This is a genomic window from Nonomuraea sp. B10E15 (assembly GCF_039871615.1).
In the GTDB taxonomy this organism is placed as follows: domain Bacteria; phylum Actinomycetota; class Actinomycetes; order Streptosporangiales; family Streptosporangiaceae; genus Nonomuraea.
On sequence record NZ_JBDPMB010000010.1, the window covers coordinates 296,705 to 320,573 of the forward strand.

At 71.6% G+C, this 23,869-nt stretch carries 22 protein-coding genes and 1 pseudogene; 13 read left to right on the top strand and 10 right to left on the bottom strand.

All coding sequences use genetic code 11. From position 1 onward, the window contains the following. Positions 1-5: 5 nt before the first annotated feature. Positions 6-542: a helix-turn-helix domain-containing protein gene (locus ABGB14_RS27540; protein WP_347646710.1), complete on the bottom strand. Its 537-nt coding sequence runs from the start codon at positions 540-542 to the stop codon at positions 6-8. Positions 543-954: 412 nt separating this feature from the next. Here ABGB14_RS27540 and ABGB14_RS27545 point away from each other — a divergent pair, with 412 nt between their 5' ends. Next, positions 955-1,578, top strand: a complete 624-nt coding sequence (locus ABGB14_RS27545; protein WP_347646711.1) for a hypothetical protein — start codon at positions 955-957, stop codon at positions 1,576-1,578. Positions 1,579-1,910: 332 nt separating this feature from the next. Here ABGB14_RS27545 and ABGB14_RS27550 read toward each other — a convergent pair whose 3' ends face one another. Next, positions 1,911-6,620: an FtsK/SpoIIIE domain-containing protein gene (locus tag ABGB14_RS27550; RefSeq protein ID WP_347646712.1), complete on the bottom strand. Its 4,710-nt coding sequence runs from the start codon at positions 6,618-6,620 to the stop codon at positions 1,911-1,913. Between the two features lie 335 nt (positions 6,621-6,955). Between ABGB14_RS27550 and ABGB14_RS27555 the strand changes: the two genes are divergently transcribed. The 10 genes from ABGB14_RS27555 to ABGB14_RS27600 all read left to right on the top strand — a co-directional run bounded on the left by ABGB14_RS27555 (position 6,956) and on the right by ABGB14_RS27600 (position 15,740). Then, on the top strand, positions 6,956-7,624 hold the full coding sequence (locus tag ABGB14_RS27555) for an SAF domain-containing protein (protein ID WP_347646713.1): 669 nt from the start codon (positions 6,956-6,958) through the stop codon (positions 7,622-7,624). 1 nt (position 7,625) lies between these two features. Continuing rightward, positions 7,626-8,342 carry a hypothetical protein gene (locus ABGB14_RS27560; RefSeq protein WP_347646714.1) on the top strand — a complete coding sequence of 239 codons (717 nt, stop codon included), beginning with the start codon at positions 7,626-7,628 and terminating at the stop codon, positions 8,340-8,342. Then, positions 8,339-9,634 carry an ATPase, T2SS/T4P/T4SS family gene (locus tag ABGB14_RS27565; RefSeq protein WP_347646715.1) on the top strand — a complete coding sequence of 432 codons (1,296 nt, stop codon included), beginning with the start codon at positions 8,339-8,341 and terminating at the stop codon, positions 9,632-9,634. The genes ABGB14_RS27560 and ABGB14_RS27565 overlap by 4 nt, the downstream gene beginning before the upstream one ends. A 2-nt stretch (positions 9,635-9,636) precedes the next feature. After that, entirely contained in the window at positions 9,637-10,488 is an 852-nt protein-coding gene (locus ABGB14_RS27570) for a type II secretion system F family protein (protein WP_347646734.1), read from the top strand. Further along, positions 10,481-11,401, top strand: coding sequence for a type II secretion system protein (locus ABGB14_RS27575; protein ID WP_347646716.1), 921 nt, complete (start codon positions 10,481-10,483; stop codon positions 11,399-11,401). Before ABGB14_RS27570 ends, ABGB14_RS27575 begins: the two co-directional genes overlap by 8 nt. Then, a complete protein-coding gene (locus ABGB14_RS27580) occupies positions 11,398-11,634 on the top strand; it encodes a hypothetical protein (protein WP_246083657.1) in 237 nt (78 codons plus the stop codon). The genes ABGB14_RS27575 and ABGB14_RS27580 overlap by 4 nt, the downstream gene beginning before the upstream one ends. Then, the gene (locus tag ABGB14_RS27585; RefSeq protein WP_347646717.1) at positions 11,615-12,052 is read left to right on the top strand and encodes a TadE family protein; all 438 of its coding nucleotides are present in this window, start codon (positions 11,615-11,617) and stop codon (positions 12,050-12,052) included. Before ABGB14_RS27580 ends, ABGB14_RS27585 begins: the two co-directional genes overlap by 20 nt. Continuing rightward, positions 12,049-12,441 carry a TadE/TadG family type IV pilus assembly protein gene (locus ABGB14_RS27590; protein ID WP_347646718.1) on the top strand — a complete coding sequence of 131 codons (393 nt, stop codon included), beginning with the start codon at positions 12,049-12,051 and terminating at the stop codon, positions 12,439-12,441. The genes ABGB14_RS27585 and ABGB14_RS27590 overlap by 4 nt, the downstream gene beginning before the upstream one ends. Further along, positions 12,438-12,854 (top strand): Tad domain-containing protein, encoded by a 417-nt coding sequence (locus ABGB14_RS27595; RefSeq protein WP_347646719.1) that lies wholly within the window; start codon positions 12,438-12,440, stop codon positions 12,852-12,854. The genes ABGB14_RS27590 and ABGB14_RS27595 overlap by 4 nt, the downstream gene beginning before the upstream one ends. Positions 12,855-12,974: 120 nt before the next feature. Beyond that, positions 12,975-15,740: a BTAD domain-containing putative transcriptional regulator gene (locus tag ABGB14_RS27600; protein ID WP_347646720.1), complete on the top strand. Its 2,766-nt coding sequence runs from the start codon at positions 12,975-12,977 to the stop codon at positions 15,738-15,740. 170 nt (positions 15,741-15,910) lie between these two features. Here ABGB14_RS27600 and ABGB14_RS27605 read toward each other — a convergent pair. Next, positions 15,911-16,327 (bottom strand): annotated as a pseudogene (locus tag ABGB14_RS27605) (transposase); the annotation flags it as partial. 116 nt (positions 16,328-16,443) lie between these two features. Between ABGB14_RS27605 and ABGB14_RS27610 the strand changes: the two are divergent. Beyond that, the gene (locus ABGB14_RS27610) at positions 16,444-17,079 is read left to right on the top strand and encodes a hypothetical protein (protein WP_347646721.1); all 636 of its coding nucleotides are present in this window, start codon (positions 16,444-16,446) and stop codon (positions 17,077-17,079) included. After that, complete coding sequence (locus ABGB14_RS27615) at positions 17,076-18,017, top strand: hypothetical protein (protein WP_347646722.1); 942 nt, start codon at positions 17,076-17,078, stop codon at positions 18,015-18,017. The genes ABGB14_RS27610 and ABGB14_RS27615 overlap by 4 nt, the downstream gene beginning before the upstream one ends. A gap of 64 nt (positions 18,018-18,081) precedes the next feature. Here ABGB14_RS27615 and ABGB14_RS27620 read toward each other — a convergent pair whose 3' ends face one another. The 7 genes from ABGB14_RS27620 to ABGB14_RS27650 all read right to left on the bottom strand — a co-directional run bounded on the left by ABGB14_RS27620 (position 18,082) and on the right by ABGB14_RS27650 (position 23,696). Continuing rightward, a complete protein-coding gene (locus tag ABGB14_RS27620; RefSeq protein ID WP_347646723.1) occupies positions 18,082-18,309 on the bottom strand; it encodes a hypothetical protein in 228 nt (75 codons plus the stop codon). A gap of 129 nt (positions 18,310-18,438) precedes the next feature. Beyond that, positions 18,439-18,951: a methylated-DNA--[protein]-cysteine S-methyltransferase gene (locus ABGB14_RS27625; protein ID WP_347646724.1), complete on the bottom strand. Its 513-nt coding sequence runs from the start codon at positions 18,949-18,951 to the stop codon at positions 18,439-18,441. Beyond that, a complete protein-coding gene (locus ABGB14_RS27630) occupies positions 18,948-20,354 on the bottom strand; it encodes an AlkA N-terminal domain-containing protein (RefSeq protein ID WP_347646725.1) in 1,407 nt (468 codons plus the stop codon). Before ABGB14_RS27630 ends, ABGB14_RS27625 begins: the two co-directional genes overlap by 4 nt. A gap of 146 nt (positions 20,355-20,500) precedes the next feature. Further along, a complete protein-coding gene (locus tag ABGB14_RS27635) occupies positions 20,501-20,755 on the bottom strand; it encodes a hypothetical protein (RefSeq protein ID WP_347646726.1) in 255 nt (84 codons plus the stop codon). A gap of 101 nt (positions 20,756-20,856) precedes the next feature. Beyond that, the gene (locus tag ABGB14_RS27640; protein WP_132591039.1) at positions 20,857-21,801 is read right to left on the bottom strand and encodes an NYN domain-containing protein; all 945 of its coding nucleotides are present in this window, start codon (positions 21,799-21,801) and stop codon (positions 20,857-20,859) included. Positions 21,802-21,909: 108 nt separating this feature from the next. Continuing rightward, on the bottom strand, positions 21,910-22,110 hold the full coding sequence (locus ABGB14_RS27645; RefSeq protein ID WP_347646727.1) for an acyl-CoA carboxylase subunit epsilon: 201 nt from the start codon (positions 22,108-22,110) through the stop codon (positions 21,910-21,912). Beyond that, positions 22,107-23,696, bottom strand: coding sequence for an acyl-CoA carboxylase subunit beta (locus tag ABGB14_RS27650; RefSeq protein ID WP_347646728.1), 1,590 nt, complete (start codon positions 23,694-23,696; stop codon positions 22,107-22,109). Before ABGB14_RS27650 ends, ABGB14_RS27645 begins: the two co-directional genes overlap by 4 nt. Positions 23,697-23,869 lie beyond the last annotated feature (173 nt).

Sequence of the window (23,869 nt, forward strand, 5' to 3'; positions counted from 1 at the left end):
AGGTGTCATGATTTCCGGTGAATCGGCCAGGAGCCGCTCAGAGCTCCTGGTCCCGCTACGGCAGCGCCAAGCCCCAGTACAGAGCCCACGGCAGGAACACCGCACCGCCGGCGACCAGCACGCCCAGCCGGACCCTCTCGCCGCCCCGCCGACGACGGCTGATGGGAGCTACACCTATGTCGTGTCAAGCGACTGCTAGAAGATCGTTTCCGTGAGTTGTCGGGCTGGTCAGGGCCTTGTAGAGCTCGCGGGCGACGTAGCGCTTCAGGCAGCGGATGATTCAGCCGGTCGGGGTTATCGCCGCAGGCGGACAGCAGCCGGGCGGCGATATCGGCGGTGAGCGAGCGGCGGTGGTGGCGAGCTTGACCGCTGATCGGGTGGGCAGCTGCTCGCGCAGCTCGGCGGGAGCGGGCCGTCTGGATGATGAACGCGATGTCCTCATCACTGATCAGGCGGGGACGGCCTCCCGCCCACCGAGGGTCCAGCGCGGCCAGCCCTCGCTCGTTGAAGGCATGGATCACATCCCGGGACGGTGTCCTCATGCGCCGCGACCAGCCGCGCGATCGCCGGAGCGGGAGTCCCCGACGCCGACGCCATAATGATCAACGCCCGCCGCACCCGGATCGACTCGTGCCTGCCCCGGCGCACGATCTGCTGCAACCGGCGGCCTTCGTCTTCGCTCAACCGTCGTGCCCTGACCGGCTCTGCCACCCACGCACCTCACCCTCGACGACAACCTGCTGCCATCGAGAGCGACCGATCAACCCGCCACCGCGCACCCCTGGATCGGTGCGTCACCCGACCCGGCGAACCTCCGTGGTCACCCCACTGGTCGGTCACGACTTCGTCGTCGGCCCGGCCCTACCAGCTCAGCCCGAACGGCGCTCATGCGCGCAGGCACCCAAAGTAGCCACCTGTAGGTGGGCTGCAACCGATCCGTTGGATGGTCGTCGCGTGAAGATCCTGTTCGCTATTGCCGTGCCCGCTGTCGCTCTGCTGACGATCAAACTGATCACAGTGTGGACGAGGATGAGCTGGCGGAGTGCGTCGTTGCTCGTCGGCGGCTCATTAGCGATCCTGGCGGTCACCGTCTTCTTCGTCGTCGACCACGATGTCAAGCGTGGACGCGAAATGGACGCGCTCGTGGCAGGCCATTGGGGGAGCGATTTCATCAGCACGCCCAAGCACGGCGTAGGCCCGTCCGTCCCGGTGCCGCTGAAGGGATACCTCGTCATCGACCACGAGCGTGAGCTGCCTGCGTACCTATGGGAGGACGGCACCCTGCACGAAGCCACTCCTCCGGCTGCCGCTGACACACTGGTGGTGGGCGTCTCGGACAGTTGCGCCACCCACCCGGTCACCGCCCAGGAGACACCCACACGTGTGGTGCTCTCGGTGACCGGCCAGCGCGCTGGAGACACGGACAGCTATCTCGTCTCCGACGTGGACACGCTGAAGGAGACCTGCGCCGTGGACACAGGCGTAGTCCTGAGTTATGCCCGGCTGTCGAGCCCTCTGGGCGACCGCGAGATCATCGACGCGGCGACGGGCCAGCCGGTTCGGAGAGTCGGGGGTTGACCGGCGGGCGTTCCAGACTGCCCAGGCCCGTGCAATGGCGCATGAACCAACTCGGCTCGCACCCCAGCCCCGCAGGCAGCACCACCGGGAGGGCCACCTGCAGAAGGAGCCGCCCGGTGGGGTGCAGGACGAGCCGCAAGGCCGACCAGGACGCCCACCGGCGAGCCAGTGGATCGAAGGGCGGACGCCCGCCCGCCTTCGACCCGGAGCTGTGGCTCAGGCCTTATGAAAGACGGCCTAGAACACACACTCGCTACGACCAGGCAACCGCTTGGCCGCACCGACAAAACGATCTCGCTGCTTGACATCCCGGCTCCAAGGATGTCTGACCTCTAAGGGCCGCCGGGGAGCGCCACCTGGACGGGGGTGAAGGTGCCGGTCGTCACCAGGAAGCCACGCCCCGGCGGGCCCCCGGCCGCGCCGCGCGGCAGGCGGATGGAGAACAGGTCGCCGTCGGCCTGGCTCTGCACGGCCAGCAGCAGCCCCGTACGCGACTTGCGCGTCTCCGCCACGAACCCGCGGTAGGCGACGGCCAGGTCTCCGGTCACGCCGGCGATGAGCAGCCCGTGGTCGCCGTCCCTGCCCGACCTGAGCACCTCCTCCAGGGCGGCGCCCAGCGGGTCGTCCGCGTTGACCAGCTCGGCGTCGTCCACCACCACGACGTAGCCGTGCAGGTCCGCGACGATCTCCGGCAGGTCGGTGGCGTTGCCGTCGAGCACCGCCACGGCTCCGTCCAGATCCTTCAGCGGGCTGCGCCTCGGGGCGACGGCGACGACGGGGGTGCCGCGGGCGATCAGCGAGCGGGCGGCCGTCAGCAGCGCCGACGACCGGCCGGAACGCGCCGGCCCCGCGATCACGGCGCCGGGGCCGTGGGCCAGCAGGTCGAGCCCGAGCGGGGCCAGGGCGTCGCCGCCCGCGCCGGCCAGCGCCCACAGCGGCGACGGCGGGCTGAAGGCAGGGTCGAGGGCGAGCGTCTGGGCCGCCGTGATGCGCATCGGGAGCGCGTCCACCCGCAGCGGCGGATCCCCCTCCCAGCGCCAGACACCCCTGCCGGCCTCGTGCGCCGAGCCCGGCTTCGCACCCGGGGCCGTGCCGGTTTCGCGCGCCGGGCCCGGCTTCGGGTCTGGGGCCGTGCCGGTTCGGCCCGCGGCGGCGCGGGCCAGGGACTGCAGCGCGGCGACCTGCGCGGGTCCGGCCGGGTCCGCGTCCAGGAGGGCGATGTGGTGCTCCACGATGCCGTGCTCGCCCAGCGAGAGCGCCCGGCCCGGCGGCACCGACGAGGGCAGGCCCTTGAGCGGGAACCCCGCCAGGCCGTAGTCGGACGAGTCGGACAACCGCAGCAGCAGCCGGTCGTCGAAGACCGTCGAGACCTGCCCGAGCAGGCCGGAGCGGTCACTGGTGACCACCGCCCGCAGGCCCACCGCCGGGCCCTCGCGCAGGAGCTGGAGCAGCCCTTCGATCATGCGGCCGTAGTCGTAACCCTCGAAGGCGGCGACGAAGCCCTCCCAGCGGTCGAGCATGAGCACCAGCCAGGGCAGCCGGTGACCCGCCTGCCGGTACTCGGCCAGCGACGCGTGCCCGGCCTCGGCCAGCAGCTGCTGGCGGCGGCCCACCTCCGCCTTGAGGCGGGTCAGCAGGCGCTCCACCCGGTCGAGCTGGTCGCGGGTCACCACGGCGCCGCAGTGCGGCATCGCCACCAGCGGCAGCAGCGCGCCCGAGCCGCAGTCGATCGCGTGCACGTGCACGTCCGACGGGGAGGCGTGGGCCGCGACGGAGCCCGCGATCGTGCGCAGGGCCGTCGACCGGCCGCTGCGGGCCGCGCCCGCGATGAGGAGGTGACCGCCCTGCGCCACGTCGAGCGCCAGCGCATGCCGGTCCTGGGCCCACGGCCGGTCGGTGACGCCGAACGGCAACGGCGCCACCTCGACGAACGCCTCCCCGTACGCGGCGGTGTCGGGGATCGGGGCGGCCAGGACGGGACGCCCGGCGGAAGGCAGGTCGAGCACGAGGCCGGCGGGCAGCGGCTCCAGCCAGGGACTGGGCTGGGCGGGGACGCCCGCCAGGCGGGCGGCCTCGATGAGGGCGTCGGCGACGAGCCCGAGGTCCGTGCCGGTCGCGTCCTCCTCCGGCTCCGGCGGCGGCGGGAGCGGACGCCCCAGCGAGCGCCAGCCGACCTCCAGCACCCGCACGTTCCCCGCGCGCGCCGGCCCGCCGGCGGCAGGGCTGCGGCCGCCGACCCTGGCCGTCTGCACGGCGGTCGCCGTCCCCACGCCCGAGCGCACGTAACAGCGGCCGGGCGTCGACTTGGAGATGTGGGCCGCGTCGGGCAGGTCGATGACGTCGGACGACTCCGCGGGCTCGGTCACCCGCAGCGCGATCCGCAGCGAGGTGTTGGCCTGGATGTCGGCGGTGACCACGCCCGCGGGCCGCTGCGTGGCCAGGATCAGGTGGATGCCCAGCGACCGGCCCCTGCGGGCGATGTCGACCAGCCCGGTGACGAAGTCGGGCAGCTCGGCCACCAGCGCCGCGAACTCGTCGATGATCAGCACCAGGCGGGGGAGCGGGGGGCCGGTGTAGTCGTCGATGTCCTTGGCCCCGGCCGCCAGCAGCAGGCGCTCCCTGCGGCGGATCTCGGCCGCCAGTGAGTCGAGGGCGCGCTGGGTCAGGTGGCCGTCGAGGTCGCTGACCATGCCGACGGTGTGCGGCAGGCGTACACACTCCTTGAAGGCGGCGCCGCCCTTGTAGTCGATGAGCACGAACGTGAGCTGGTCGGGCCGGTTGGCCACCGCGAGCGAGCAGATGAGCGTCTGGAGCAGCTCCGACTTGCCCGCGCCCGTAGTGCCGGCGATGAGCCCGTGAGGGCCGTCGAGCTTGAGGTCGACCGAGAAGGGGCCGTCGGGGCCGACGCCGATCAGCGCCTCGGTGGTGCCGCGTTCCCGCCAGCGGGCGGCCAGCTCCTCGCCGGAGGGGTCGGGCAGGCCCATCAGGTCGAGCAGGCGCACCGCGCCGGGCAGGTTGCCCGCGGGGTCGTCCCTGCTGACGTCGCGGATCGGGGCGAGGGCTCTGGCCAGCCGGTCGCACCAGCCGGGTGAGACGAGGTCGGCCAGGACCGGCCCGATGACGTCGAGGCCGCCGCCGCGCAGCTGCGCGAGGCCGTCGTCGCCGCACGCGGCCACCGTCTGGCACTCCTCGGGCAGCAGGCGCTGGTCCTCGTCGAGGGCGAGGGTGTACACGCCGCAGCGCGGCCCCTGGCGCAGCACCTGCGGCATCCCGGGCAGCCCGCGCAGCACCTGGGCGCCGTCCAGCACCACCAGCACGTCGTACGGGCGCACGTCGTAGGAGGAGAACGTGGGCTTCTCTGGCCCGCCGAGGTCGTCCCACCCGGTGGGGATCTTGCCCAGCTCGGGGATCGCGGTGTTCTGGCGTTCGTCGATGAGCTGGGCGAGCTCGGAGACGCGCCGGGCGGCCGACTCGGGATCGGTGCCGGCCAGCGTCACGCATTCCTGCCCCGACTGCGGCGAGCAGTGCGGCAACCAGCGCATCCAGCCCCAGCGCTGCTCGCCGTCGGCGTGCGCGGACACGATCACGACGGCCAGGTCGCGCGGGCTGTGCAGGGTCGCGGCCTGGGCGATCAGCCAGGCGGCCAGGCCGGTCGCGGCCTCGCGGGAGCCGGTGACGCCGGCCACGCCCAGCCGGCGCATGGGCAGCGCCACCGGCACGGAACGGCAGACGGGCGGTTCGATGCGCCCGCCCTGCTCCTCCGACAGCTCCAGGTCGGCCGGCAGGTCGGCCAGCCCCACCCGCAGCCTGAGCGCGTCGTCGTCGTGGCTCCTGCGCTCCCACAACCTCCTGCGCGGGCCGGTGGCCGTCAGCAGCACCTGGGCCGGGTCGGGCGCGTTGGATCTGCGGACCGCCTCGTCGGCCACCCTGGCCCGCTCCACGGCCTCGTCGTACGCCTGGAGCCGCTCCTTGTGCTCCTTGACGGCCTTCTTGTGCTGCTTCTTGCCGTGGCGCCGGTCGCTCCACCACTGGCCGATCATGATGACCGGCGTCATGAGGGCGACGAGCAGGTAGTACCACTGCTGCAGCGCGATCGCCAGGGTGAAGCCGAGCACGGCCGGGAGGAAGGCGGCGAGCAGCTGGAGGCGCATGCCCTCGTTCCTGGCGGGCTCCTTCGGCCTGACGAACGTGCGCTCGGGCTCCGGGCGCCGGAGCCTCGGCGGGCGGTTGTAGGCCACGCCGCCCTCGCTCCTCGGGGCCAGGTGGGCGTCCTTCGGCTCGATCGAGGTCAGCACGAACACCGACGAGCCGCAGGTCAGCACGGCCTGGTCGGGCCAGTCGACGGGTTCGGTGAGCGGCCGGCCGTCGAGCTCGGGGGTCTCGCCGTAGCCGGCCGTGAGCTCGGCGGCCTCGCGTTCCGCGACCCGCGCCGTGAGCTCGGCGACCTCGTCGGCCCACCGCCCCTTGAGCTTGAGCCTGGGCGCATCCTCAGGCTCCCGCCACGCCCGCTCCACGGTGATCGCGTCGGGTGTCACGCGTACGGCCACCGCCTCGGGAGCCAGGGCGGGATCGTCGACGGCCATCGCGCACATCGGGTCGGAGCCGATGACGTGCACGCCGAGCCCCAGCCGGTGCACCGTGCCCGCGCGGGGGCCGCCGACCACCCGCACCTCGGCGACCCCGCCCGGCTCCTCGACCACGGTGGCGCGGGCGAGGCGGGCGTCGAGCGTGACCTTGTCGCCGTCGCGCAGCACGGCGGCGGCCGGCGCGCGCGGGTCGAGCGGGCGGCCGTCGCGCCAGAGCGCGGGCGCGTGGCCGGCCGGCCCGCGGGTGTCCCGCTGCGGCCTGCGCGGCTGGGGGATGTGAGGGCTGTCGGCGGACAGCCCGTAGGGGGCTCGGGCTCTGGGCAGCCGGACGACGTCGGCCAGCGGCCCCTGATCGCTGAGCGCCTCGCTCACCCTCGCCACCGTGGCGCCGTCGTCTCCGTCGATCACGACGTCACGGTCGCCCTGCCCGCCGAGCACGGTGAGCATGATCCGCATGGTGCCGTCTCCTCGGTCGACCTCGGGCGCCAAAGGTAACGCCCGGAGCGGGAACAGGCGCGTGAGTTGACGGCAATGGCATGGGGAATCTGCAGCGACTTGGACCGATATGTTGCCCTAAAGGTGTGAAAAAAGTGGCTGCTGTGATCAAAGTGGCGACTAGCCGGAAAAATCAATACCCGTCAACTCGTTAGAAACAATAGGCATCGATTATTTCGAGTTGACATCCCGCCACCTGCGAAACGAGCATTGGTCCTCGCATTCCGCCCCCGTCACCACGTCAAGCCCCACATAATGGCGTGAATTCCGCAATTCACTTCGGGAGCCCCCCACCCATGAGGACCAGTGAAAAGCCTGCCGCCGACGCGGCGGCGGGGTTGTCCGGCCCGGCCTCGCGCAAGCTCCCCGTGCCACCCCGCGAACGCAAGCCGGCCCTCGCCGCGCTGGCCGTCCTGCTCATCCTGGGCGGCGCGCTGGCCACGACGCTGCTCGTCCTGCGCAGCGGCGACCGCGTCTCCGCCATCCGCGTCACCCAGCAGATCGGCGCTGGCCAGAAGTTCACCGCGCAGGCGCTCGAAGAGGTCAAGATCGCCGCTGAGGGCGTCGACTACGTCAGCTGGTCGCAGCTCGACCAGGTCGTCGGCAGTTTCGCGGCCGTCACCATCCTGCCCGGCACCCTGCTGACCAACCAGATGGGCGCCAAGGCCAGCAGCGAGCTCGGCGAGGGAAAGGCCACCGTCGGGCTGGCGCTCAAGCCGGGTCAAATGCCCGCGGGCCTGAAAGAAGGCGACCGCGTTCAGCTGGTGCACGTTCCGAGCCGGGCGAGCCAGGGAGAAAGCCGGGTCCTGGCCGCGAGCGCGCTCGTCTTCTCCGTCGGCGACAAGTCCCGCACGGGAAACTCCGGCCAGATCACGGTGGTCGTCGATTCCTCGGCGTCGCCGGAAATCGTGGCCTTCGCCTCCGGCGGGGAGATCGCGGTGGCCGAGCTCCCGGGGGCACGCTGACGTGGCGCTCATCGTCCTGGCCGCCGACAAGGGCGCGCCGGGTGTGACGACTGCGGCCACCGCCCTCGCGGCGGTCTGGCCGCGGCCCGTGCTGCTGGCCGAATGCGACCCCGCGGGCGGCGACCTCGCCTACCGGCTGCCCGCCGCCGACGGCGGCGTGCTCAACCCCGGCAAGGGCCTGCTCACGCTCGGCGCCACCGCCCGGCGCGGCCTCGAGCCCGCGCAGATCCACCAGCACACGCAGAAGATCGTCGGCGGGCTCGACGTGCTGGCCGGGATCACGCACGGCGAGCAGGCCGCCGGGCTCACCTGGTTGTGGGGCCCGCTGGGCCGGGCGCTCGCGGCCGTCCCCAACGCCGACGTGATCGCCGACTGCGGCCGGCTCGGCGCCCATCCCCAGCTCGGTGACCTGATGGCCGAGGCCGAGCAGGTCGTGCTGCTCACCCGGGCCACTCTCGACCACGTCGCCCACCTGCGCGAGCGGCTGCAGATCACCAAGGCGCACGGCGTCGCCGTGATCGCCGACCCGCGCAACTACCGCGCCTCGATCGACGACGTGCGCCGGATCGTCGGCAACAGCGTCCCCCACGTCTACGGCCTCGCCCACGACCCCAAGGGCGCCGAACTCCTGCGCGGGCAGTGGGGCGGCCGGCTCGACCGCTCCCTCCTGATCCGTACGGCACGCGACCTCGCGGGAAGGCTGGTGAGCCACCGATGATCGACCATTCGCTCGTCAAGCGCTTCCGCCAGGAGGTCGGCGACCGGCTGGCCCACCAGCGCCGGCTCGACCAGGCCAACGGCCTGCCCGCGATGACCGGCGAGGACGAGCGCCAGTTCGCCAGGGCGCTGATCTCCCAGGTGCTGGAAGAGCACGCCCGCGGCGAGATCGGGCTCGGCCGCACCCCGCCCACGGTCGAGGAGGAGGAGGCGCTCGCGGCCGGCATCCACGCGGCCCTGTTCGGCGTGGGCCGCCTCCAGCCGCTGCTCGACGACGCCCAGGTCGAGAACATCGACATCAACGGCTGCGACCGGGTCTTCGTCAGCTACGCCGACGGCCAGGAGCTCATGCACGACCCGGTCGCCGACTCCGACGACGAGCTGATCGAGCTGATCCAGATCCTGGCGGCCTACTCCGGGCTGTCCAGCAGGCCGTTCGACACCGCCAACCCGCAGCTCGACCTGCGGCTGCCCGACGGGTCCCGGCTGAGTGCCGTCATGGACGTCACGGTCAGGCCGGCCGTGTCGATCCGCCGCGCCCGCCTCGGCAAGGTCTTCCTGTCCGACCTGACCGGCAACGGCACGATCAGTCCCGACGTCGCGAGGTTCCTGACGGCCGCCGTGGCCGCCCGCAAGAACGTCATGATCGCGGGTTCCACCAACGCCGGCAAGACAACCCTGCTCAGAGCGCTGGCCAACGAGATCCCGCCCAGCGAGCGCCTCATCACCGTCGAACGCGCCCTCGAGCTCGGCCTCGACCAGTTCCCCGAGCTCCACCCCAACGCCGTCGCCTTCGAGCAGCGCCTGCCCAACTCCGAGGGGCAGGGCGAGATCTCCATGGCCGAGCTGGTCAGGCGCTCCCTGCGCATGAATCCCAGCCGCGTCATCGTCGGCGAGGTGCTCGGCGACGAGATCGTCACCATGCTCAACGCGATGACCCAGGGCAACGACGGCTCCCTGTCGACCATCCACGCCAACTCCAGCATGGAGGTCTTCAACCGCATCTCCACCTACGCCCTGCAGGCCGGCGAGCGGCTGCCCATCGACGCCACCCACATGCTCATCGCGGGCGCCATCGACTTCGTCGTCTTCGTCGAGAAGCGCAACGACTACCACGTCGGCGGCACGCTGCGCCGCTACGTCTCCAGCATCCGCGAGGTCAACGGCTGCGACGGCCGCGTCCTGTCGAGCGAGGTGTTCGCGCCGGGCCCCGACGGCGCCGCCGTCCCGCACGCCCCGATCTCCTGCATGGAGGAGCTCGCCGCCCACGGCTACACCTTGGGGGGCTGGTGAGCATGGGCGCGTTCACGTTCGACCCGCTGGCGCTGCTCGCCGGCGCCGTGGCGGGCGGCGGCCTCTTCCTGTTCTGCATCGCCCTGTACGGCCTGCGCCCCCGCCCGCCCCGGCCGAGGCGCCACCTGGTCAAGATGCTGACCACCCGCGCCGCGATCGCCGCCGTGGCCGCCGCCCTGGTCCTGATCGTCACCGGCTGGCCGGTCGTGGCGGTGGGCACGGTGCTGCTCGTGTTCGCCTGGCGCGGGTTGTCGGGCGGCGCGGCCGAGGAGCGCGCCGCCATGCGCCGCCTCGAAGGGCTCGCCGCCTGGACCGAGTCGCTGCGCGACACGATCGCCGGGGCGGCCGGGCTCGAACAGGCCATCCCGTCGTCCATCAGGGCCGCCGCGCCCACGCTCAGGCCCCACCTGAGGTCCATGATCGACCGGCTGCACACCAGGATGGCGCTGCCGCAGGCGCTCGCGCTCTTCGCCGACGAGCTCGACGACCCCTCGGCCGACCTGGTGGTGGCCGCGCTCATCCTCAACTCCCGATTGCGCGGTCCCGGCCTGCGCGACGTGCTCGGCGCGCTGGCCGTCTCGGCCCGTGAGGAGCTCGACATGCGCCGCCGCGTCGAGGCCGAGCGCCGCGCCACCCGGCGCAGCGTGCAGATCGTGGTGATCACCGCTCTGGCCTTCGCCGGGATCCTCGTCGTGTTCAACCCCTCCTACGTCGAGGAGTACGACGGCCCTCTCGGCCAGGCCGTGCTCGTGGTCGTGGCGGGGCTGTTCGGGGCCGGGTTCGCCTGGATGCGGCGGCTGGCCAGGTTCGACAAGCCGACGCGGCTGCTCATGGGAGGAGGCGGCGATGGCTGAGGGCGCACTGGCCGGCGCCGTGATCGGGCTCGGCCTGCTCGTACTGTTCAGGGCGCTCTTCCCCGCCCGTCCCGGGCTGGTGGCGCGGCTGCTGGCGCTCGACGCCGTACGCGAGGACGCGGGCGCGCCGCGCATCCAGCTCCTGCTGCCCGACGAGGAGGTCAGCGCGTTCCGCCGCGGCCTCGGCGTGCGGCTGGCCCGCCTGTACAGCGCCCGCGGCTGGGAGATCAGGTCGGTCCGATCGGACCTGGCGCTGGTCGGCCGCTCCTTCGAGGCGTTCCTGGCCACGAAGGTGCTGCTCGCGGCCGGCGGCCTGCTGGCCTTCCCGCTGCTGCTCGGCTGGCTGGTGCTCATGGAGTGGGGCACCTCGCTCGCCATCCCGTTCTGGTCCGCCGTGCTCGTCGCGGTCGTGTTCTTCTTCCTGCCCGACCTGCAGGTGAAGAAGGACGCGGCGGCCAAGCGGCGCGACTTCCGGCACGTCGTGGGCGCGTTCCTCGACCTCGTCTCGATGAACCTGGCCGGCGGCCGCGGCGTCCCCGAGGCGCTGATGATGGCCGTCTCGGTCAGCGGCGAGCAGCCCAACTGGGCCATGGGCCGCATCCGCGACGCGCTGGCCGGCGCGAGGATCGTCGGCATCACTCCGTGGCAGGCGCTCGGCCAGCTCGGCGAGGAGATCAACGTCGACGAGCTGCGCGACCTGTCGGCCGCGCTCGGCCTGGTGGCCGACGACGGCGCCAAAGTACGCGCCTCGCTGACGGCCAGGGCGGCCACGCTGCGCCGCCGCGAGCTGGCCGAGATCGAGGGCAGGGCGGGCGAGCGGTCACAGTCGATGCTCGTGGCCCAGCTCCTGCTCTGCGCCGGTTTTGTGATCTTTCTCAGTTATCCCGCCGCTATGAAGATGTTGGGGGCATGATGAACCATCCCTGGATCATCTATCTGACCGCGTACCTCGGCGTGCGCATCCACCGTGCCAGGACCGCGCCCACCCGCGGGGCGTCCGCCGTCGAATGGGTGATCATCACCGCCATCATCGCCGGCGTCGCGCTCGGCCTGGCCACGCTCATCAAGACCCTGGTCGAGCAGAAGCAGAGCGAGATCCAGGGCACCTTCGGCGGCGGTGGCGGCGATGGCGGCGGAGGCGAATAAGCCGGAGGGCGAGCGCGGCGCCACGGTGATCGAGCTGGCCATGCTGATGCCGGTCATCCTCGCCGTCGTGCTGCTCATCGTGCAGGTCGCGCTCTGGTTCCACGGCCGGCAGGTCGCGGAGGCGGCCGCCAGGGAGGGCGCCCGCGTGGCCAGGTCCGCCCCGTTCGACTCCGGCGACTGGGAGGGCGCGGCCACCGCGAAGGCCACCGACATCGTGCGTGCCATCGGCCCCCAGCTGCTCGGCAACGCCACCGCCACGACGTCCGAGAAGGAGCCCGACGAGCGCTTCGTCACGGTGACCGGCAACGCCGTACAGGTCATCCCGCTGCTGCCCGAGCTCTCGTTCACGATCACTGCCACCGCGGGCGGGCCCGTCGAGTGCTTCCGCCCCGACGACGGCGGCGAGGACTGCGGATGAGACGGGCCGAACGCGGCTCCATGGCGGTGGAGACCGTGATGCTGGCCCCGGTCTTCCTGCTGTTCCTGCTCTTCCTGGCCGGAGCAGGGGTGCTGGTCGAGGCGCAGGGACGGGTCAACGGAGCCGCCCGCGACGCCGCCCGCGCGGCGTCCGTGCAGCGCACGCTCGACGACGCCGGCTCCGCGGCCGAGGCCATCACCACGAGCGTCCTCGACGGCCGCTGCCAGTCCCCGTCGGTCTCGCTCGACGGGTCCGAGTGGGAGCAGGGCGGCCACGTCGAGGCCGAGGTGACGTGCGAGCTCGACCTGGCCTTCCTCGGGTTCGGCGGCACCAAGCAGCTGACCGGCACCGCGGTGGTGCCACTTGAGCAGTTCAGGAGGATCGAATGAGGGCCGGCGAGCGGGGCTCCATGTCGGTGTTCACCGTGCTGTTCTCCGTGGTCGTGTTCCTGCTGGCCGGGCTGCTGGTGGACGGCGGGGCGGCGATCAACGCCCGGCTGCGCGCGACCGACGTGGCCGAGCAGGCCGCCAGGGCCGGCGCCGACCAGGTCGACGTCGACCACCTCCGCACGACGGGCGAGACCCGGCTGCTCGGCGACGCCGAGGTGTGCGGCAGGGCCGACGAGATCGTGCAGGCGCACGGCGGCGGCGACGTGACCCGCGGCGAGTGCGCCGTCGAACAGGGGCAGGCCCAGGTCACGGTCACCGTGACGGTGCGGTGGAAGGCCTTCTTCCTCAGCGCGATCGGGTTCCCCGGCTCGGAGATGACCGGCGAGGCCAGCGCCGCCCCGGAAGCGAGATAGACCGAAACCGACCACTCGATGGATGCGGAACGCACGAGACACGACGCTGGAACAGAGGAGGGAGAGGCGATGCCGCCGCGAGAGCAGACGCGAGTGCCCGCGCGTCCACCAGGACGTCACGTGCCTGTGCGCGTACCGGCCAGGCGCAGCGCCGGCGACGTGGTCGCCGGGCTGGGCGCGCTGGTCGTGCTGGTCGCGCTCGTGGGCGGGGTGCCGTACGCGCTGCTCACCTTCGTCGGCCCGCCGATCGCGCCCGAGCTGCTCGATCTCGGCGTGCTCACCAGCCGGGTCGGGCCGAGCACGATCGTGGCCGTGCTGGTGCTGCTGGTGTGGCTGGCCTGGTTCCAGCTGTTCGTGTGCGTGCTGGTCGAGGTGTACGCCGGGGTGCGCAGGGTCGGCATGCCCGCCCGCGTGCCGCTCTCCGGAGGCATGCAGGTGCTGGCCAACAAGCTGGTCTCGGCCGTGCTGCTGCTGTTCACGGCCGGGGCGATGGTCGCGCCGGTCGCGCAGCTGACGCCGACCCCGGCAGCGCCGCCCGTGACCGCGGTCGCCTACTCCGCGCCGATCGTCGAGCAGGAGCTGGAGACGCGCGAGACCAGGAAGGTGTACGTCGTGCAGCCGCCGCACGGCCGCCACCACGAGAGCCTGTGGGAGATCGCCGAGAAGTGCCTGGGGGACGGCCGCCGTTATCCCGAGATCTACCGGCTCAACCAGGCGAAAGAGCAGCCCGACGGTACCCGGCTGCGCATGGCCGACCTGATCAGGCCCGGCTGGGTGCTCGACATGCCGGACGACGCGAGAAACGTGCACGTCGTCCCCGCCGACCAGCCGCGCGAGCAGACGTTGCGCGAGCACCCGGGCAGGGCCGACCCGGGCCCCGGACGCGCGGAGAGGGCGGCCGAGCGCGACGACCGCGCGGACCGCGAGGAGCGGCGGGACCGCGAGGAGCGCCAGGAGCGCCAGGAGCGCCAGGAGCGCCAGGAGCGCGAGGAGCGCGGGACGCCCGGGCACGAGGGCAAACACCGCCAGACCGAGCCGGGCGCGCAGGACGGCCGGCAGCCGGTCATCCAGGAGCGCCAGGGCGAGCTGACCGACTACCTCGCCGCCGCCTCGCTGGCCGCGGCCGGGCTGCTGTTCGTGCTGGCCAGGCGGCGCAGGGAGCAGCTGTGGCGGCGCCTTTCCGGCCGCAGGATCGCCCGCCCGCGCGACGACGCCGCCGAGGCCGAGGTGGCGCTCAGGCTCGGCGGCGACGCCCCCGGCGCCCGCATCCTGGACGTCGGGCTGCGGCTGCTCGGCGCCGAGCTGGCCGCGCAGCACCGCACCCCGCCCACCGTGTACGGCGCGCACCTGTCGCCACGCACGCTCGACCTGTGGATCCATCCGCCGGACAACGACCCGCCCCCGCCCTGGACGGCCCAGGACGGCGGCCAGGTCTGGCGGCTCCCGGCGCACGAGGGGCGGCTGCTGCCGGACCGCAGGAGCGACCTCCACGGCGGCCAGGAGCAGGCGGGCGGGGCGCCGTACCCGGGGCTGGTCTCCATCGGCACGGACGCCGGCGGGCGGGTGCTCATCGACCTGGAGGCCGCCCAGGGCCTGATCAACGTGCGCGGACCGCAGACCACCGCGGCGCTCGCGGCGCTCGCCGTCGAGCTGGCCACCAACCGGTGGTCCGACCGCATGCGCATCACGCTCGTCGGCTTCGGCCAGGAGCTCACCGCGATCGCCCCCGAACGGATCAGGGCGGTCGGCGGGCTGGCCGAGGTGCTGCCCGAGCTGGAGGCGAACGCGGCCCCGCGCAGTGAGGTGCTGACCGGGCGTGTCAGCGGCGGCCACAACGTCGCCCACTACCTGCTGTCCGCGGTGGCGCCCACGCACGAGGAGGCCAGGCGGCTGGCGCTGCTGGCCCGCCGCGACACCGCCGGTTACGTGGTGGCCGGCGACGTCCCGCACGCCACGTGGACGATGGAGATCGGCGACGACGGCAGGGCCAGGATCGCCGAGCTGGGCTTCGAGGTGGAGGCCCAGCTGCTGCCGCGCCGCCACTACCGCGCGCTGGTCGACCTCTTCCGTACGGCCGACCGGCTCGACGGCGAGGCCATCCCCGAGGCCGAACCGCTGGCGGGGCTGCACCCGCCCGCGGTCGAGATCAGGGTGCTCGGCCCGCTCGAGATCGCCGGCCTGAGCCCTTTGGAGGAAGGCCGGATGGAGCTGGCGGCCGAGCTGCTGGTGTACCTGGCCACGCATCCGGGCGGCGTGCACCCCGCGGTGCTCGGCGGCGTACTGTGGCCGCGCGGCGTGCAGACCACGGTCAGGGACGCCACGATCTCCAGGGTCGCCGCATGGCTGGGCCCCGACCACCTGCTCACCGACGAGTCCGGCCGGCTGCGGCTGGGGCCCGAGGTGCGTACGGACTGGGCGCTGTTCCGCGAGCTCGTACGCCGCGCGCACGGCGACCCGACGGCCATGGCCGTGCTGCTGGAGAAGGCGCTCGGCCTGGTCAGAGGCCCGCTGCTGGCCGGCAGGCCGCCCGGCAGGTACGCCTGGCTGGCGGCGGAGGACCTGGAGTACGACGTGACCGCCGGGGTGGCCGACGCGGCCCACCAGCTCTGCGAGCTCAGGCTCGCCCACGGCCGGCCGGACGCCGCGGTGGCCGCCGTACGCGCGGGCCTGTTGCTGGCGGCCGACGACGAGGGGCTCTGGCGCGACCTGCTGCGGGCCACGCACGCCACCGAGGACAGCGTGCGCCTGCGCGCCGTCGCCGAGGGCCTGGCCCGCAGGGCGGCCTCCCACCCGTACGGCGGCGGGATGGCGCCGGAGACCGAGGCCTTGATCGAGGAGCTGCTGCCCACGTGGCGCATGCATGTGGTGAGGGAGTCGTCGGCTTGACTTCCTCCCCACGGCTGAAGCCGGGGGATTCCAACCGTCGCCGGCTGGTCTTCCTGCTTCACCGCCAGCCGCCCGCCGGGCTTGCGCCCTTGAGGTCTTACACCGGCTCCACAGGCGTTTCAGCTCTCCGCCAGCCCGGCGGCGAGCACGTTCTTGGCCGCGTTCACGTCCCGGAGCGGCGCGTCCATCTTCGCCAGCGTCAACTGCCCGTCGCGCCACCGGAACGCCGACCGCGTGTACTCAGCCGACGCCCGCGCCTTCTTCTTGCTCTTGAAGGTCGGATACCGGGCCCGTTTGGCGAAGAAATGCGCGAATGCCGCCTGAAGGTGGCGCAGCGCCTGCTGCAACGGCACGGACGACACCTCGAACAGGAAGCCGTAGTCGCCGCTGCGTTTCCACTCGGTCAGCTTCGCCGACGACTCCACGTAGGAGAGGCGGCGGCCTTCCATGGTGTAGGCGCGGGTGCGTTGTTCGAGGGCTTTGTTGTAGACGAGGCGGACGCAGCCGAACGTCCGGGCAAGCTCTTCGGCTTGGCCGGGGGTCGGGTGGAAGCGGTATTTGTAGGCCCGCTTCGCGATCTGCGCCACGCGTCACCATGTACCACGCGATCGGTTAAGCATCGTTCGTGTGTTCGGTATGCGGCGCTGTGCCGCGTTTCCTCCCCAAGGCTGAAGCCCGGGGTCTCCACGCTTAAGGAGATTCGATGAGACGAGTCATGGCGGTGCTGGGTTTCCTCGGGCTGGGCGCCGGCGTTCTGGCGGGATGCGGGCCGGCCGAGCGGCCGTACACGCCCCAGGAGGCCGCGTCGCCCGCGAGCGGGCAGCCGGCCCCGAGCCCGTCGAAGAGCGAGAGCGGCGCCGCTCCCGCCTCAGGGCCGGAAACCCTGAAGATCGGCGGCGACAAGCTGCGGGTGCGGATCGAGTGGCCCGACGACCCCGACCCGTTGCTGAAGCTCGTCACCGGCTACTACGTCGCCTCCAGGAAGGCGCTCGTCTCCGGAAGCGATCGATACCTGAAGGATCTGGATCTCGAACTCACGGCGGTCCGCGAAGCGTACGACTGGGTGCACGGATACACCGAGGAGGACATGACCGTGAGAGGCGAAGCCCGGCTCTACAACCTGCGCGTCGCCGCGCTGGTGGACAAGGGCGCGCAGGTCAACGCCTGCGTGGACGAGTCGGAGGTGCGCGTGCTGTCGGCGCGCACGGGGGAGGCCGTCGAGCCTCAGCCCGCCTTCGTGCGCGAGCCGTACCTCCAGTCCGTGCTCGCGCACCGCGGCGATGACGGGGTGTGGCGGATCAGATCGTTCGGTTATGGCGAGAAAGGGTGCACCCGATGAACCCCATGAGCTCGATCGCCGTCGCCGCGCTGCTGGTGCTGGCGGGCGCGACGAATCCCAAGGATGATGGACGGACCGTGGGCACCCCCGTCCAGGAGGGCCTCACGAGGGGCATCAACCTCGCCCACTCGAAGATCGTCGTGTCCGGCGACGGGACCAGGGGCGGTAAGAGCGACGGTTACGTGCTCAAGCGACCATGCTGGTACGAGCCCGGCCTGGACGCGAACGAGATGCTCAAGTCGCAGGAAAGCCTGCGGGCCTACTGGTTCAGGTTCACGGAGAACCCCACCGAGGAGAAGTGGCAGGCGTTCCTCAAACAGTTCGAGGACAAGATCGGAAAGGACGGGCGCTGGTGGGGGCCCGCGTACAACGCCGCCGACCCGAAGGGGCAGGCCTGTTTCGCCAGTCTCGACCCGTTCATCTTCGTGCCACCCGGCACCACACCGCCATCCGGAATCACGATCCGGGAACTTGCCGAGATCGCCAGAGCCGCGCTGACCGTGCCCGAGCCCACGGTCAAGCTGAACCCTGACGCCAGGAGCTACGTTAACCTGCCCACCTGGGTGTGGCTGGAGGGCATCGGCGAGCCGCGCAGGTCGGTGACGGCGACGATCCCCGGTGTCATGAGCGCGACCGTGGTCGCCACGCTCGAGAGCATCACGATCGACCCGGGCACCACGAAGGACCGCGCCGAGGTGCACGAGGAGGGGTGCGGGCCGGCCGGCAAGCCGTACACCAAGGGGGGCACGTTCTCGTGCGGCGTGCGCTATCTGCGCTCGTCGATCGACCAGCCGCGCGAGAAGTACACGCTGACGGTCTCCACCGTCTGGCCGGTCGAGGTGGTCGACGACGTGGTGCCGGTGCAGTTCGCGCCCGTCGAGGTCGGCGCCACCCGCGACGTGCCGGTGGGGGAGATCCAGAGCAACGTCAAGCCCTGAGCCGGCGTTCGCCCGATCACGTCCACGGCCGGCACGAGGTCGTCCCGGCCGTGCACGGGTTGTCCTAGCGGAACAGCTCGTCGGCGCTCTTAGCGGTGGCGGCCTTGCGCACCCAGGACTCCAAGGTGTGCAGGTCGGTGCAGGCGAGGATGCGGGCCCGTGCTTCGTCGGGGAGCGAGATGCCCCGCGCCTCCAGGATCAGCAGGACGGCATTCGCCTCGCCCTCCGCCTTGCCTTCGGCGAGCCACGCGCGCACCACTGCGCTTCTGGGGTTGTCGGTTGCCATGGCCATCCTGAGCTCCCTGATCACTTTGTCGAGCATGAGGTCGGGCAGACACGAAAGGACGAGGTCAGATTTCGATCAGGTATTCGTGTTCCTGTGTTCGGCGTGCCGAACACATTACCGAATGTCATCGAGCCGTTACTCAAGGTTAGTGATTCCTCCGGATTCGTGGGTGAGGAGCCACTCTTTGACCGGTACGCCGTAGTAGTAGCCGCCGTACCCCCCGCCGCTGGGCAGCACCCGGTGGCACGGCACGAAAGGCGCGATCAGGTTCTGGGCGCAGGCCGAGCCCGCCGCCCTGGCGGCCGTCCGTGGCAGCCCCGCCCGCGCGGCGAGTTCCGCGTACGTGACCGTGGTGCCCGGCTTGACCTCGCGCAACGCGGCGTGGAGCCGCTTGCGGGTGGGCGTGCCGGGCTGCGAGACCGGGATGGCGTCGAGGGCCTCCAGGTCGCCCGCCAGGTAGGCGAGCACGGCTTCCCCGGCAGGGCCGGGACCGTCCGCGACCTCCAGGCCCTCCGACTGAAGGGCGGGGGTGAGGCGGGCGTACATCTCCTTGGGTTCGGCGGTGAAGCCGGCCGCGACCAGCACCGTCTCGCGGGACAGCAGGGACAGCGGGCCCATGGGCGTGGGAACGAGCCGAGCAGTGATCATGATGAGCTCCAGAGGTGCAGGGCGGCGTACGCCCGCCACGGGCGCCACCGCTCGATGTGGTCGTGCGGAATGCCCAGGGCGGCCATGCGCTTGTCGAGCACGAGGTCGCCCACGGGCCAGGCGTCGGGGTCGCGCAGCGCACGCAGCGCGACGTAGCTCGCCGTCCACGGGCCGATACCGGGGACGGCGAGCAGTCCGGCCACCGCGTCGGAGGGGTCCTGGCCGCCGTCGAGGTCGATGCTCCCGTCGGCCAGGCGGGCCGACAGGTCCTTGAGGGTGGCGATCCTGCGGTTCGTCAACCCGAGGCCGGTGAGGTCGGTGTCCAGGAGCCGGGCGGCCGTGGGGAAGAGCCCGCCGGGCGCGGCGGCTCTGGCGACGATGCGGCCGAGCAGGGTGCGGGCGCCGGCCACGGAGATCTGCTGGCCGACGACCGCGCGTACGGCCAGCTCGAACCCGTCGAACGTGCCCGGCACCCGCAGCCCGGGCCGCGCCGCGACGAGCGGGGCGAGCGAGCCCTGGCCGAGGGCCTCCGCGATGGCGCCGGGGTCGGCGTCGAGGTCGAGCAGGCGGCGGCAGCGGCCCACGAGCCGGGTGAGCTGCCGCGTGTCGTCCACCGCCACGTCGAGGGCGATGTGGTCGTGCTGGGCGGTGAGCGTGATCGTGCCGCCGGGCACGGTCCTCGCGTACGACGTGCGGTCCGCCACCTCGAGTCCGGGGATGGCACGTGAGGCCAGGAAGCCGAACACGCCGTCCGCGTCGTACGGCTCGCGCCGGTGCAGCCGCAGCCGGAGCGTGACGGGCCCGGCGGCGTCGGCGGCCCTGGCCGCCACCCGGCCGGCCGTGGCCCGCAGCTCGCTGGGCGTGAAGCCGTACGTCTCCCGCATCGTCGCGTTGAACTGCCGGACGCTGCCGAACCCCGCCGCGAACGCCACTTCCGTGACCGGCAGGTCCGTCTCGGTCAGCAACTGTTTGGCGAGCAGCAGCCGTTTGGTCCGCGCCACTGCCAGCGGCCCGACGCCCAGCTCGGCCACGAACAGCCGGTGCAGGTGGCGTTCGGTGATGTGCAGCCGTCTGGCCAGTCCGGCGACGCCCTGCTCGTCGGCGGCGCCGTCGTCGATGAGCCGCAGCGCCCTGCCGATGAGGTCGCCGCGGATGTCCCAGCCGGGGTCGCCGGGGGAGAGCTCGGGACGGCAGCGCTTGCACGGGCGGAACCCGGCCGCCTCCGCCGAGGCCGCGTGCCGGTAGAACCGCACGTTGCGGAACGACGGCGTACGGGCCGGGCAGATCGGGCGGCAGTAGATCCGCGTCGTCGTCACCGCGGTGTAGAAGCGCCCGTCGAACCGGGCGTCCCTGGCGGAGACCGCCCGGTAGCAGGAGTCGAAGTCGAGCTCAAGTGGTGACATGTCTCCGACGCTACGCGCTCGCCGGCCGCGCCTACCAGCGGAAATCAGACCTCACCGTCAAACCGCAGGTCAGCAGGTGGAAGCGGGTGACCAGCGGGAATCGGACCTCACGGTCAACGGGTTCGCGCGAGGGCCCGGCGCGACGGTCACGGCTGGTGGCGGAGCGGCGAGAACAGGAAGGGCACCCAGCTCAGCGCCATGATCGAGGCGCCCAGCCAGAGCGCCGAGCGCACCCCCCACAGCTCGCCCATCGCGCCGGCGAGCAGCCCGCCGAGCCCCACGGCGCCCATCAGCAGCAGCCGCATCGTGGCCGTCATCCGGCCGAGCAGGTCGTCGGGCGTGACCCGCTGCCGGAGGCTGACGAGCAGCACGTTGTTGAGCCCCGTGCGGAACGTCAGCACGAACCACGCCCCCGCGGCCGCCCATATCCACGGCCCGTGCCCGAGGAACGGGAGGACGCGCGTACGGCCACCGCCGAGGCACTCCTCGAACGAGGCGAGCGCTACTTGGACGAGACGCCCACGCCCAGGTCGAACTCGCGGTAGACCCGCGCCCAGAACCCGTCGCGCAACCACACCCGCGCCTCGGGGTAGGGCCGCAGCGAGTGGCCGAGCTCCTTCTCCGCCTCGATGAGCAGCTCGGTGTCGATCACGGTCGGCAGGATCGGGCCCGGCAGCAGGTCGCGGATGTTGTCACGGCCGCGGGTGAGGATCCACTTCTGGGCCACGTGCTCGCCGACGTCCTCGACGCGGGGCCGGCTCGGGCCGAGCTTGGCCACCTGGCCGGGCTTGGCGTGCGGCTTGACCGGGGCGCGCCCGGCGAACACCTGTGCGGGGGAGGGAGCGGCGGCGGCCGGCGGGGTGACCGGGACGGGCTGGGGAGCACGGCTGAAAAAGGGCCTCAGGAAATCAGCGGTGATCACTTCAACGGTGTCGGACTCCCACACCAGGCGCTCTGCCTGGTTGGTGCCGTAAGGCGGTTCGACCCCCCACAGATGGATGCGCACGCCGTAGGCCTGCGCCGCCTCGACCGCCGGAACCATGTCCTCATCGCCTGCCAGCAGGATCGTGTCGGTGACCGCATGATGTCGGGCCAGGGCCTCCAGATCGCTCCTGATCTGCGCGTCCACCCCCTTCTGCTGGCCGCGGGCGTTCAGGTTGCCAAGCCGCACCTTGACCCAGGGGAGCTGGGCGATGACCCGCTGGTCGACGGTGGGCACACGGTCACGGGCTGCGTCATACCAATAGATCCGCAGGAGTTCGCCAGAAATACGTTCCTCTGCATGTTTCTGTAGGCTCTGGATGAGCTCATCGGCGGCCACCCGATATTCCTTGCGCTCCTTCGCGCCGAGCAGCACCTCACCTGCCGCAGCGTACAGATAACCGACATCCACTAGGACGGCGTACTTGGCTGCCACAGGATGCGGCATGAGGTCTGGGATGGCCATGTCGTCCTCCAGGCCGCGGGTGTTAGTTGATCGGCTGACTATATACGCCTACTTTCTCTAGATAGTCCCAACTCCCGGGGAACTTGACACCCGATTCACAGGATCTATCTAGGGTAGAGCGCTCATCCGCCATGCCGACTTCCCTGGGACGACAGGCTTACGCATACCTCTGACGGGGTTTCGCCACGTTTGCCGTCGGCGGGCGGGAGGCGGCTGTGGTGCGGCGTGTCGGGCGGCGAGTACCGCCACCAACGCGGCGATCTCCTCGGGCGCGGCGTCGCCACGAACAATGCGCAGATGGCTCGTCATAGCGGGATGTTCCCATGCTTCTTGGGCGGCAGCGTCGCTCGCTTGTTCCGTAGCATCCGCAGCGCCCTGATGACCTGTGCCCGGGTCTCGGCCGGCCGGATCACCGCGTCCACGTAGCCGCGCTCCGCCGCGATGTACGGATTGGTCAGCGTGTCCTCGTATTCGGTGACGCGCTCGGCCCGCACGGCGTCGGGGTCGTCGGAGGCGGCCAGCTCGCGCCGGTAGAGGATGTTGACCGCGCCCTGCGCGCCCATGACCGCGATCTGGGCCGTGGGCCAGGCCAGGTTGACGTCGGCGCCCAGGTGCTTGGAGCCCATGACGTCGTACGCGCCGCCGTACGCCTTGCGCGTGATCACCGTGATCAGCGGCACGGTGGCCTCGGCGTAGGCGTAGAGGAGCTTGGCCCCGCGGCGGATGATTCCGTTCCATTCCTGATCGGCTCCGGGGAGGAAACCCGGCACATCAACAAAAGTCAGGATTGGAATATTAAAGGCATCACATGTTCGAATAAATCTTGCGGCCTTCTCGGAGGCGTCGATATCCAGGCACCCGGCGAAATGCATCGGCTGGTTGGCCACGACCCCCACGGGCTGGCCGTCGACGCGGCCGTAGCCGACCACGATGTTCTGGGCGAACAGCGCGTGGACCTCCAGGAACTCCCCGTCGTCCAGCACGTGCTCGATCACCCGGCGCATGTCGTACGGCTGGTTGGCCGAGTCGGGGATCAGCACGTCGAGCTCGGGGTCGGGCTCCAGGTCGGCGGCCGGCTCGAAGACCGGCGCCTCGTCCAGGTTGTTGGACGGCAGGTAGGACAGCAGCGCCTTGACGTAGTCGAGGGCGTCGTCCTCGTCGTCGGCCTGGTAGTGGGCCACCCCGGACTTGGTGTTGTGCGTGTGGGCCCCGCCGAGTTCCTCGAACGTGACCTCCTCGCCCGTCACCGTCTTGATCACGTCGGGTCCCGTGATGAACATCTGCGACGTCTGGTCCACCATGACGACGAAGTCGGTCAGCGCGGGCGAGTAGACGTGGCCGCCGGCCGCGGCGCCCATGATGAGCGAGATCTGCGGGATCACGCCGGAGGCGTGCACGTTACGCTTGAAGATCTCCGCGTAGAGCCCGAGCGCGACCACGCCCTCCTGGATGCGCGCGCCGCCGCCCTCGTTGATGCCGATGATCGGGCAGCCGGTCTTGATCGCCAGATCGAGCACTTTGACGATCTTCTCGCCGTACACCTCGCCAAGTGAGCCGCCGAAGACCGTCACGTCCTGCGAGAACACGCACACCTGCCGGCCGTCGACAGTGCCGTGGCCGGAAATGACGCCGTCGCCGTAAGGCCGCCGCTCCTCCAGCCCGAACATCGTGGACCGGTGCCGGGCGAACTCGTCGAACTCCACGAACGAGCCTTCGTCCAGCAGCGCCAGCACCCGCTCTCTGGCGGTCATCTTGCCCTTGGCGTGCTGCTTGGCCACCGCGGCCGCCGACCCCGCGTGGACGGCCTCGTCGAGCCGTCGCTCCAGGTCAGCGATTTTTCCAGCAGTGGTATGGATGTCCAGATTTTCCGGTAGGTCGTCAGCCGCTGCAGTCATGCGCGCAAATCTAGTCCGTCCGTCAGAGTGGATCCATAAGAGTCTCCCTAGTACGGCAGCCGCCATTCGTTAGTTGACCTGGAGATAGGCGGTGGTCAGGCGGGCTCGGTGATGGAACCAGCGGGCGCGGGCTTGATGGCGGCGTCGCCAGGTCGACCAGTGGAGGGTGTGTT